The 12,011-nt window shown below is 27.8% G+C and carries 11 protein-coding genes and 1 tRNA gene; 9 read left to right on the top strand and 3 right to left on the bottom strand.

Going from position 1 to position 12,011, the window contains the following annotated elements; all coding sequences use genetic code 11:
* Positions 1-40: 40 nt before the first annotated feature.
* Both IEW40_RS08430 and rbfA read right to left on the bottom strand, forming a co-directional pair.
* Positions 41-1,252 (bottom strand): ABC transporter permease, encoded by a 1,212-nt coding sequence (locus IEW40_RS08430; protein ID WP_188617654.1) that lies wholly within the window; start codon positions 1,250-1,252, stop codon positions 41-43.
* 15 nt (positions 1,253-1,267) lie between these two features.
* Positions 1,268-1,630 (bottom strand): 30S ribosome-binding factor RbfA, encoded by a 363-nt coding sequence (gene rbfA, locus IEW40_RS08425; protein WP_188617653.1) that lies wholly within the window; start codon positions 1,628-1,630, stop codon positions 1,268-1,270.
* A gap of 65 nt (positions 1,631-1,695) precedes the next feature.
* Between rbfA and IEW40_RS08420 the strand changes: the two genes are divergently transcribed.
* The 8 genes from IEW40_RS08420 (at position 1,696) to IEW40_RS08385 (ending at position 9,436) form a co-directional block, all read left to right on the top strand.
* A complete protein-coding gene (locus IEW40_RS08420; protein ID WP_188617652.1) occupies positions 1,696-2,589 on the top strand; it encodes a tetratricopeptide repeat protein in 894 nt (297 codons plus the stop codon).
* A complete protein-coding gene (gene mce / locus IEW40_RS08415) occupies positions 2,586-2,984 on the top strand; it encodes a methylmalonyl-CoA epimerase (RefSeq protein ID WP_188617651.1) in 399 nt (132 codons plus the stop codon). Before IEW40_RS08420 ends, mce begins: the two co-directional genes overlap by 4 nt.
* A 76-nt stretch (positions 2,985-3,060) precedes the next feature.
* Positions 3,061-3,134: transfer RNA gene (locus IEW40_RS08410), tRNA-Ile, on the top strand.
* A gap of 352 nt (positions 3,135-3,486) precedes the next feature.
* A complete protein-coding gene (locus tag IEW40_RS08405; protein ID WP_188617650.1) occupies positions 3,487-4,641 on the top strand; it encodes a site-specific integrase in 1,155 nt (384 codons plus the stop codon).
* A 233-nt stretch (positions 4,642-4,874) separates the two neighbouring features.
* Complete coding sequence (locus IEW40_RS08400; protein WP_229663412.1) at positions 4,875-5,921, top strand: TM2 domain-containing protein; 1,047 nt, start codon at positions 4,875-4,877, stop codon at positions 5,919-5,921.
* Positions 5,922-6,565: 644 nt separating this feature from the next.
* Positions 6,566-7,828, top strand: coding sequence for a hypothetical protein (locus IEW40_RS08395; RefSeq protein WP_188617649.1), 1,263 nt, complete (start codon positions 6,566-6,568; stop codon positions 7,826-7,828).
* A gap of 189 nt (positions 7,829-8,017) precedes the next feature.
* Entirely contained in the window at positions 8,018-8,284 is a 267-nt protein-coding gene (locus tag IEW40_RS08390; protein WP_188617648.1) for a hypothetical protein, read from the top strand.
* Positions 8,285-9,436, top strand: coding sequence for a hypothetical protein (locus tag IEW40_RS08385; RefSeq protein ID WP_188617647.1), 1,152 nt, complete (start codon positions 8,285-8,287; stop codon positions 9,434-9,436). It begins immediately after the preceding gene.
* Between the two features lie 504 nt (positions 9,437-9,940).
* On the opposite strand, the gene IEW40_RS08380 is transcribed toward IEW40_RS08385, so the two are convergent.
* The gene (locus tag IEW40_RS08380; protein ID WP_188617646.1) at positions 9,941-10,690 is read right to left on the bottom strand and encodes an NUDIX hydrolase; all 750 of its coding nucleotides are present in this window, start codon (positions 10,688-10,690) and stop codon (positions 9,941-9,943) included.
* Between the two features lie 145 nt (positions 10,691-10,835).
* On the opposite strand from IEW40_RS08380, the gene IEW40_RS08375 reads away from it, so the two are divergent.
* Positions 10,836-12,008: an esterase gene (locus tag IEW40_RS08375; RefSeq protein WP_188617645.1), complete on the top strand. Its 1,173-nt coding sequence runs from the start codon at positions 10,836-10,838 to the stop codon at positions 12,006-12,008.
* Positions 12,009-12,011: the final 3 nt, after the last annotated feature.

The following is a 12,011-nucleotide window of genomic DNA, read 5'->3' as shown; positions in this document are numbered from 1 at the left end:
AAAATAGGGATGCGAAGTTATGTAAAAAATCCTATTAAAATTATTTTTCTAAGAATAAATTTTTGTTAACTCTTGAAAAAAGCCAAGAAACACTTATGCCGAAGAATAAAGTGATGAATGCTACTATAAAATAATTAAATGGAAGAATTCTCACAGGAAATGGTAAATCTACAGTGGCTTTGAAGATGCCAGTTTGTATTTGTAAAAAACAAATGAGAGAACCCAAAATTAGCCCTGCGCATACTCCAAATATCACAATAAGGAGCCCGGTGTTAAAGTAAATTTTCCTTAAACCATTAATGGTAAATCCTAAAGAAATAAGAGATTTGGCTTGTTGTTTTTTATCTAATTGAAGTATTGTAACTGCTCCCGCCAAGTTAAATGTGGTAATAAAAATAACCAATGCAAATATCAAATAGATCATCATTTTTTCCATATTAATCATTTTCCAAAAAGCAGCATTTTCTTCTGCTTTTGTTTTAATGATAATAGAAGAGTCTAGTTTTTTTGTTAGATTTTCTTTTACAGCAACGGCGTTTTCTGGATTTTTTAGCTTTATTACAATTTGATAGGCTGTGTTTTTAGGCAAGCTTAGAAGGCTTGCAGCCAATTCTAGTGGAGCTATAATGTAATTGTTCAATTGGTCATTACCTGGGAAAATTCCAGAAACAAATATTTCTTTTTTGTTGAAAATATCTTCCTCTTTATTGATAATTCCTTTACCAGCTTTTGGCATAAACAGCGTGGCTACATTGCTTTCATCAGAAAGTGGCAAAGAAAGCCTGTTTCTTAGTTCACCTTCCATTACTACTTCATTCAGGTATTTAAAAGTAGGATAACTTCCATAGTAAATATTTTTATCAATAGGGTTTACTTTGGTATATGCAGAATCTACTCCTCGCAGATAAGCTATTTCACCTACATTTTTATAGTCTATATATACTTTTTCCTCAATCATTTTAGAGAAATGACTGATTTCTTTTTCGCTTTTTAAGGCATTAATAGTGTTATTTAGATTCGGGATATTTTTACCTTTTACACTAGATAAAGTAAGGTCTGCATGGAGATTAGAAATAAATTCTTTGTTCAGATCTTCTAAACCAGAAAATACAGAAATAATGATAAACATAGCTGCCACAGCTACCATCATTGCAAAAGCTGCCAAGCCAGTAATAAAACTCACTGCCTGACTGCCTTTTTTGGCAATTAAGTATCTTCTTGCAATGTAAAAAGGAGTATTTCCAGACGCCATATTTCTAGAATTTTATTAGAGAACAGGGTTGTCACCCAGACCTTTCAGCTCTTTTTCTATTCTCTCCACATCATCTAAAGTGGTATCCAGATAAAAATTAATTTCAGGGATAATGCGTACCTGCTTCCCCATTTTTTGCCCTATATAGTTTCTATAGTAAGATTTGTTTTCTTCTATTTCCTTCATTATAGGTTTTCTAAATTCTTGCGGAAAAATACTCAAATAAATTTTAGCAATACTCAAATCTGCAGTCACCTTTACATCAGAAACCGTAATCAAAAAGCCTTGTTTGCTCTCAGATGCTTGTTTTCTAAAGATTTCCGCAAAATCTTCTTGTATAATTTGTGCTACTTTTCTTTGTCTGTTACTTTCATTCATGTTGCAAATTTAGTATTTTTGTTTGAGATTTAGTGTTCTCAATAATTTACATTAAATTTAATACCATGAAAAAATCATTTATTCTCTTTTTCTTATTTTGTTTTTTCTCTATTGTTTTGGGACAAAGTAACTATCAAAAATTTCTAGAATTTTATCAAAAGAATGATACTGTTGCGATTGAAAAACTTTTGAAAGATTGGGAAAATAATAATCCAGATGCAGAATATTATGTGTCTTGTGTTAATTATTTTTTCAACAAAAGTAAAAAGGAAGTAATAAGTCTTGATGCAAAGATGCCTGAAAAAGAAGGCTTTGAGATAAAAGATGACAAAGGAAATTCAGTGGCATATCTTACATCAAAAAATTTATATGATGAAAAAATGCTTCAAAAGACTTTTAAATGTTTTGACGAAGGTATTTCAAGATTTCCAGATAGGTTAGATATTCGATTTGGTAAGGTTTATTCATTAGGTCAAATAGAAGATTATGAGAATTTTACTAAAGAGATTATAAATACCATTCAATACTCAGCTAAAAATAATAACAATTGGTTTTGGTCAGAGAATTCAAAATATGAAGAGGGTAAGAATGGTTTTTTAAGTTCTATCCAAGATTATAACAATCAAATATATCAAACCAATGATGATTCTCTACTAAAATATATGAAACAAATTAATGAAGAAGTTTTGAAATACTATCCTAATCGAGTTGAGAATCTTTCTAATTTGTCAATAGTATCTCTAATTTCTAAAAATTATGACGAAGCTTTAGCCTATCTATTAAAAGCAGAAGAAGTTTCACCACATGATTTTATTGTTTTGAATAATATTGCATATGCATATAAGCTGAAAAATGATAATACAAATGCCTTGAAGTATTATAATTTAGTGAAAAAATATGGAGATGAAAAAGCAAAAAATCAAGCAGAACAAGAACTGAAAAAATTGAATCAACAATGAAAATAGAACACCTTGGCATTGCCATCAAGAATTTAGAAAATTCAGACCATTTATTTGCAAAATTATTAGGAACTTCACCCTATAAACAAGAAGCGGTAGAAAGAGAAGGTGTCAAAACTTCCTTCTTTATGGTTGGCGAGAGCAAAATAGAGCTTTTAGAAGCCACCAATCCAGAAAGCCCTATTGCAAAATTTATAGAAAAAAGGGGAGAAGGCATTCATCATATTGCCTTTGCTGTAGAAGATATAAAAAAAGAGGTAGAAAGATTAAAAGCCGAAGGTTTCCTTTTTATTTCGGAAGAACCAAAAGATGGAGCAGATAATAAGTTGGTGGTTTTCTTGCATCCTAAATCTACCAATGGAGTTTTAGTAGAACTTTGTCAAGAAAAACCATAAATTTATTTTGTAATTTCTGAAAAAATCTTAAATTTGCACACTCATAAAAACAAAGGAATTTATTCCAAATGTTTTTGGCCTTGTAACTCAGTTGGTTAGAGTAGCTGACTCATAATCAGCAAGTCCTTGGTTCGAGCCCAAGCTGGGCCACGTTTTTTAAGAATAAAAAATTTTCTTAAAAATTGAAACTCCCTGAAATAGGGAGTTTTTTTATTTTGTTTCTCAAAGTTTGAAGACTTTTAGAGTCATTTCTTTCCTGAAAAATTATCCCTATTCTTATCCCCCAATATTTTTAATGATATTTTTTATTAAATATAAATTTCTGTAAAATTATTTTGAGGGTTAAATTACACCCCTGTTAAAAAAAAGAATTTAAATTATTTTGTATTTAAAATGCTGATTTTCAATTACTTATTTTTTTTATTGTAAAAAAAGTTCTAAATTCGCTCTTTTTTTCTTGAAATATGAGAGCTATTAATGTTTACTATAAAAAAGAAAAGAAATGAGTAATTATTCTATTAAAATCGTTAGAAGAACTGATAAAGTTCTTAAAAATGGAGATTCGCCTTTGGTTTTGAGAGTTACAATTAATTCTAAAGCTAAAAGATATGGATTAAACGTAAAAGTAAATCCGAAAGATTGGGACGCTAAAAATGAAAAAATTATTTGTAATTCAAACCCATCATTAACTAAAGCGTTGAATAATAAAATTAATAAACAAAAAATCGACTTGTTTTCATTTTGTTATAAAAAAGAAACTTCTGGTGTTGAAATTTCTTTTTCAGTAATTGATAGTTATTTTGAAGGGATAAATTATGAAAACTTTTATGACTTGTTTGATTATATTTTATCTGAAAAAAAGTTAAGTGAGAATACAAAATATCGTTACGATTTACTAAGGGAATATTTAAAAGAATTTAAAAGCAATATTGCCACATCTGATGTTAATTATACTTTTATAAAAAGTTTTGATACCTTTCTAAATAAAAAGAATGCTGGTGCTTATAATTATCATAAATGTTTAAAATCTATTCTTGCAGAAGCTGTTAAACATGATTTTATTTATAAATCACCCTATTTAAAATTTACTTTTAAAAGTCCAGAAAGTAAAGAGGTTTTTTTAGAACCAAAAGAAGTTGTAAAAATTAAGAAATTGAAGTTTACGGAAAATGAAAAAAAATATAACACGATAAGAGATATTTTTCTTGTTTATTGTTATACAGGATTACGATATTCTGATGTTAATAATTTAAAATTAGAAAATATTGATTTTGGAAAAAATATATTAGAAATTAAGATGATTAAAACAAAAGAAAATTTAAAAATCCCTTTAAGTATAGAGGCAAGAAGTTTACTTTGTCGATATTCTATCGGGAAGAAAAAATCTGAATATATTTTTCCTAAAATTACTAATCAGAATCTTAATAGAGAGCTAAAGAAAATAGCAATATTAGCAAAAATTGATAAAAATGTTACTTGCCACGTTGGAAGACATACTTTTGCGTCTAATTTAAGTAATATGCGTAAAATATCGCTTCCGATTATAAGTAAACTATTAGGGCATAAAAATATTGCTAATACCTCTATTTATACAAATTCTAATCTAAATGTAATGAAAGAAAGTCTGAAGGATTTTAGATATGAAATAAAATATTAAATTTGTAAATAAAATATAATTTTAACGATAAAAGCGTAAGCTGTTTATTCTCGAAAACCGAAAACTGCCAATTTTCTAAACACACCGAGATAGATAGTGAAACGCCCCGTTTGGCGTGGGCTTTCCTATTGGGTGTGTTGGGCATGGCAGTGCCTCGGATTCTAATACGGTTTAGTTCCACGCTTTTTGTATGATTTAAATTCTTCATTGGAGCTGTGTAGATTATTTGAGTTATGGCAAATTTTTCTCTCCTTGTTCAGAAAAAATATAATAGCCTTGCTTCTGAACAAAAGCAAATTTTTATTGATGAATATAATCGAAAGAAAAAAACTAAATGGGTAGCTTTTATTCTTTGGTTTTTCTTCGGATGGCATTATGCTTATTTGAAAAAATGGGGTTGGCTTATCCTTTTTATATTTACAGCAGGTGGTTTTTTTATATGGTGGATAATTGATTTGTTTAGGGTTTCCAAAATGGTTAATGAGTATAATAATAATCTTGCTTTAGAAATTTTAAGAGATATTACTCTAATGTTTGGTGATAAAAAGGATGTAAGTTCAACTCAAGAAACGAAAAATTTAAAAAATGATGTAAATGCCCATTATTTGACTTCTAGAAATGAATCGGAAGAAAGTTATCTTTGGTTTGTTTTACCCGTTTTGATTGTTGTTTTCTTTGGTGTATCAGCTTATACGAAGCCTGATAGATTGAAGATGGAGAATACTATTATTAGTAAAATGGTCGAATATGATAATTCGTTATTTGAAGAAAAAAGAGAAGAATACACTAAGATTTTTATTACTAACTATCTAAAAAGTGAAGGGTATAATAATATTGTTTTGTATGAAAGTAATTGGTTGGTATTAAGAAAATTAGAAATTATAGATTCTGATACAAGTGAAAAATTAATAAATGCTTATGGTTTTCTGGGAATGACTTTTGTAAATTTAAATTATAAGAATAATAGAGAGGTTTATTTTGATGATTTGGAAAAACAAGATATAGAGATAAGTAGTGGAAACTTAATTGAGGAAGTAAAAGATACTAGAGGTATAGAAGAAATAAAAAAGGATTTTACTTGGCTTTACAGTAAAAATGAATTTATAAATAATATAGAATCTAAGAATTATCGTGTTTTAGAACTACAAAAGGGAGATGTTGTTAATGTTTTAGAGTACGGAATGAGTAATAATGAAATGATAAAAGTTAAAGTTGAAAAAAATGGAATGGTTTATGAGGGGTATATTATTCCTTCAGCAATCAATAAAAATAATTATTGATACATTTATTAGGAATATGTAACTGTAAATTTTAAAAAGTGAATATCATTATATTCACTTTTTTTATATTATAAAAGTAAAGAATGAAAGTTTAACTCATTGATAATATAGCGTATGGTAAAAACTCAATCTTTTTTGATAGAAATATTCTATATTTAAATTTTATGACTTAATGACAATATTGCAGTGACATTCTGGCATTAAATTATTAAATAAAATCTATTTTGATTATATTTTTAGATTGGCAGATTATTTGCCAAAAAAAATAAAGTCCTGCTTTGAACGGATAGGACTTTACATACTTCCATTAGAAGAGAGGAAGTGTATTTTTGAGAGTGCAAAAGTAATACTTTTTTTTCTAAAATCCAAAAAAAATCTCTTCTCGGATAAATCTCCTGTTCCGTAACTAGGAGTGTAATTTAATAATAATTCGAGATGGCAAAAAAAACAACTTCTCCTAGAGTTGCTTCTAAAGCTTCTAAAGTCTTGAGTAATCCAAAATCTACGAAGATTGAAAGGTCTGTCGCGGCAAGTGCATTATCTCAAGTCGAAAAGAAGAAAACTAAAAAGTAGCAAATGAAAGGTTTAAAGCGTCCTTTCAAAACGCTTTTTTTAATAATGTTTAACAAAAAAAACGAATAACTATGATTTTAGAAAAAGAAAGAGGGTTCTTTGATAATGTTTATACAGCGGAAAGTTTTGCAAATTTAAAGCAACTTATGGGACTTTGGATGAAAGATAATCTAAAGGAAAAATTATTAGAACTTTATAATTTAAAAGGTGATGAGTCGGATGTCATTAAAATTGGAAACTCTAAAGCTTTGATAGATGCTTTAAATAGATTGGACAATCAATGTGAAAAAATTGATATTCCAACGGAAGTTAAAAATGTTTATTTAGAAAAAATGCTTGAAGAGGAAAAAGCAATTTTTGAAATTTTAAATATAACCAATAAGTTTATTCTAGAAAAAAATAATTCATCAACTTTACTTAAAACTGAAACTGTTTATTCTGCAAAGAATGATTTATTGGATATTTTTTCCTTTAGTAAATTTGCCAATTACTGTAATGAAAATAAATATGAAGGGTTAATTGATAATATAAAAAATTATCTAAAAGAAAAGAATCTAAATAATACTAACCCATTAAAACTTAGAATAGTTTATAAAAATGAAGATAAAAAGTTTTATCTAAGAGCTCATACTTCAACTATTGGATATCAAGATTTTGGTATTAATTTTTCTGTTTTTGTAGCTTTCATGGCAATAAATGAGTATGTTACGAAAACAAAAGATGAGTTTTTTGTTGAAAAATTCGTTATTGATGATTCGAAACTGTATGTTTCATTTGGAAAAAAAAACACAACTAAACTTAATGAAAATCTCTCATTGAGGTTTGCATTGACTTTAGAAAATGATGAAATTAAACGAAATGCTGTATCTTTTAATGGAATTTTTACTTTGGTTTATAAAAAAGGAGATGAGGAAAGTGAGATTATAATTAGACCTAAAGGTATGAAGTCTAATGAAGAGTCTTTCCCTACTGATTTACTAACTTATAGACATCAAGGAAAGGTAGAAACTGTTATTGAAAAAGTTAAAAATCTTCCTATATTAATAGAAAAGTATATTTCTCAAATTGAAAAAGAAGCTGAAGATATTTCGAATAAGAAAAATCCTGATAGTATTAGGGAATTAATTGTGAAGAAAATTAGAGATGGAAGAAAAGCTGAGTTTAAGCAATATAAGGCAATAGTTCAAGAAGAATTAAATAGAATTAGAGTCGATAATATGTTTAAACTTTTTGAACTATTAGGAAGTATTGAAAAACTTTTTGAAGAAGAAGATGTTATAAGTATTGATTATTGGCGTTCTAAACTTTATGAGGCATTGATTGAAAAAAAATAAATTATTTAGAAATTATCTGATTAAGGTATAAATTACAAAGCGGTTTTTTTAACCGCTTTTTTTATTGAAAATAATAACTTTGAATATCAGCGTGTTATAAATTTGAGGTTTATTTTATTTAAATAAATCTTGAAATCAGCACTTTACCTCTGTTTATTAGTTTGTAAGCGATTAATAAACAAAAAAAATATGAGAAGAGATTTTGAATTAACGAAATTTGTAATTAAGGAAAACAGTAAATTAAGAAAAAGAATTGAAAAATTAGAAGAGATTATTTCAGAAATGGGTAATTTTAAAAAAGTTTTAACTCCAAAAGAAATTGAAATTGAATATGGTATAAGTTCAAAGACTTTGGGAAGGTATAGGATTGAAGGATTGGAGTATATGCAACCTAAAACGAATGGAAAAATACTCATCAAAAGAAATGATTTAGAAAAATTTTTAAAAAGAAACTAAATGACAGATTTGCTAAAATTTTATATTGAAGATATAATTCTAAAAGAAGAAGTGTTGAAGAGTAAATTTTTAAAAAAAAGAAACTCTAGACAAGGGAACGAAATTTATCTTTTTGATTATTATAACTCTCCATTTTCTAAAGTTGGAATAAATAATGGTGCTAAAAGTATTCATTCTGATGAAGGAGAATCATTTGAAGAAAATAATAAACATAAGAATGTTTATATTTTATATAGTAGAAATCCTACAACAAAGAAAGGAAAGATTTATTTTAAGCAGAATATTAGAAAAAATTGGATTAACTATTCTAATTTAAATTTAAATACTAGCTTAAGTCCATTGTACGACCTTAATTATTTTGATTATGTTAATATTCTTAATTTATATGCTAGTATTTTAGAAATTCCTAAAAATAAATTTTTGGATGCTAAAATTACTCAGGTTGAGTTAGGGGTTAATCTTTCTTTTGGAACTGGTTTTAAAAAAAATGAAAGAATTGGTTTAGAGCATATGTTATCTTGTTTTGGAAAATATAAAAATGTTCCCGATAAACATATCTATGGTAATTATGGTGTTTGTTTTAAGGCTCAACATTTTGAAATAAGTATCTACGATAAACTGAAAAGAATAATTTCTACTAAGGAAATTTTTAAAAAGTCTTTAGAAAAGAGAAAGAAGATAAATAGGGCTAAATTAAGTAATGTTCGATTTTTACTAAGATATGAACTTAGAATTTTGAGTGAAGCACACTTTAATCAAGGTGATTTTGAAGGAAAAATAGATACTTTGAGAAATCTAAGAGATAATTGGGATATTGTTTTAAAATTATTATACAAAACCACGGATAATATTGAATTTTACGATTTTCTATCCCCAGAAATAGAAAAGGATTTAATGAAAATAGGACTGAAAAGTAAAGCTTTGTCAGAATTTTATAATTTTCTTATTTATAGAGGCTTTGATAGTATAGGATATGATGATTTTAAGAATTTTATTCTCCCTTTAGTAAATAAAAAAGTAAGAAGTGATTTTGAAGAAAAGGTATTAGAAAACTATGCGAAATTTAGGCATAAATCTAAATATAGATTTTCTTATCAGAAAAGGTTTCTTAGAGCATTAGAAAATAGATTGGACTTGCTTCGTTCTATTTAATATATGAGTAATATATACCCTAAAAATAAATATAAGTAATGTATAAGTATTAATATATTAGTATATCTATATATGAAAAGAAGAAAACAACTAAGTTTGTTTCTTAATACAAGTAAAGCATATATAACTACTGGCAAAGTTTTTACTTGTTTTTTCCTTTTAAATCTTTGTTTAATCTGACTTTAATTAGCAAGTAGGGATTATCTATTCCGAAATGTTTTTCGGCGATTTTTAGCTTATTAAAATTATTGATAGATATTTTGATGTGATTGAGCTAAATATTAGTTTTTTGATTTAAGAAGTCTCTAGTATGGAATAAATAATTTTGAAATATTAATATTAAAAAAACATGAAATTATCCCTTTTTTTATCCCTATTATAATTTGATTTGTTGTAAACTCCTTTTAATATTGGGTTTAAGATAAAAAGTTCGAGCCCAAGCTGGGCCACAAAATCCTCAGAATTTCTGAGGGTTTTGTTTTTTTTATCAATTGAATTATCTTTTTACCAGTTGGTAATGCCATTTTCTAGAATTTTGAAATAATTTTCTAGATCGAATGTATATAAATCCGGAGCTTTATGTGCGCCTCCTTTTCTTTGTTCGTCTAGTTTTTTTAGAATTCCTATGTTTTTAATTTTTCTGTAAAAATTTCCTCGGTTTAAAGTTCTTCCAAGAATGGCTTCGTACAATTTTTGAAGCTCTGGAAGTGTAAATTTTTCTGGCAACAAATTCAATCCAATTGGTTTATAAGAGATTTGTTCTCTTAATGTATTTAACGCTTTTTCTATGATTTTTTTGTGATCCATCGTGATATTCTGATTTTCTAATTCATCTAAATAAATCCAATCACAAGATTCACTTAATTCATCACCAATTGGTGAAACGTCTTTATGATTTACCAAAGCATAATAGCCTACAGAGATAAATCTTTTTTTGTGCCACAAATCATCTGGAAAATCTTTGAAGGTTTCTTCGCTTCTATTTAATTCACTGAAAACCGCAAATTCTTGAAGAAAAATTTTATCCAATTGAGTTCTTTCTCGCAAAATTCTAATGGCGGCAGATTCTAAATTTTCTTCCTTTTTCATATAACCTCCAGGTAAAAACCATTGTTGGTTGAACTTCATTTTCAGAAGTAAAACTTTCAGTTGATCTCCGTTAAAGCCAAAAATTACCGTATCCACAGAAATATGCGGAACATACATTTCATAAGCTTTCTTAGAATTATTGATGATGATTTCTTTAAAATCCATAGTTCGTTTCTCTTTACAAATGTAATATTAAATCATAAAATAAATCAAATTAAAATTTTTCAATTTTTTCTTTGAAGGTTCAGAAAATCAATGTAATATTGTAATGCTTCTAATTGAAGCAATGGAAATATAAAACTTTAGTCCAATGAAAATATTAAAAACCATTACAGTGGCTCTAATTCTGAGTTTTTCTGTAGTTAATGCACAAGAGAGTTTAGATTTTTCTGGTAAAAAAGAACTCGTTTCGCCAGAAGTTAAAGGCAGTAGCATCACTTTTCGGTTAAAAGCTCCCGAAGCAAAATCTGTAAAATTGATGGGAAATTGGCTTCCGCCAAAAGGTTGGGAACCTACTACTTTGGATTTACAAAAAAAGGAAGGCGGAGTTTGGGAAATTACTCAAGATAATCTTCAGCCAGATTTATACACGTATTCATTTATTGTAGATGGTGTAAAAGTAGATGACCCTAATAATGTGTATTTGGTGAGAGACATAGCCAATGTGATGAATATGGTTTACATAGACGGACCAAAATCTGAAAATTACAAAGTTCAAAATGTACCACACGGAACAGTTTCTAAAAGATGGTATCCTTCAAAAGGATTGAAAACTGATAGAAGAATTACCATATATACACCAGTTGGTTACGAAAATTCTAAAGAAAAATTGCCTGTTTTATATCTTTTACATGGAGTTGGCGGAGACGAAGACGCTTGGATGACACTTGGTAGAGCTTCTCAAATTTTAGATAATCTCATTGCTCAAGGAAAAGCGAAACCTATGATTGTGGTAATGACTAACGGACACACTAGCAATGCAGCAGCTCCTGGAGAAAGTGACAAAGGTTTTTATAAGCCAGTAATGATGACTCCAGATGTTTTCAATGCAGATATGGAAACTTATTTTAAAGAAATTATAGATTTTACAGAAAGTAATTACAGAGTGAAAACGGATGTCAACAGCAGAGCTATTGCTGGTTTATCGATGGGCGGTTTTCATTCGCTTTATATTTCTGCTAATTATCCTAAAACTTTCGGTTATGTAGGTTTGTTTTCTCCAGCAGTGATGCCTCCTCAAAATGCTACTTCTGAGATTTATAAAAATTTAGACGAAAAGCTAAAAGCACAATTGAATAATCAATTCAAACTTTATTGGATAGGAATTGGTAAAGATGATTTCTTGTACAAAAACGTTGCAGATTTTAGACAAAAATTAGACGGAATGAACTTCAAATACCAATATGTAGAATCTGCAGGTGGACATACTTGGAGCAATTGGAGAACTTACCTTAATGATTTTCTGCCATTATTATTCAAATAAAAA

Origin of the sequence: Cloacibacterium rupense (assembly GCF_014645495.1) — a bacterium.
Taxonomy (GTDB): domain Bacteria; phylum Bacteroidota; class Bacteroidia; order Flavobacteriales; family Weeksellaceae; genus Cloacibacterium; species Cloacibacterium rupense.
This window is presented reverse-complemented; position numbering and strand designations above follow the sequence as displayed.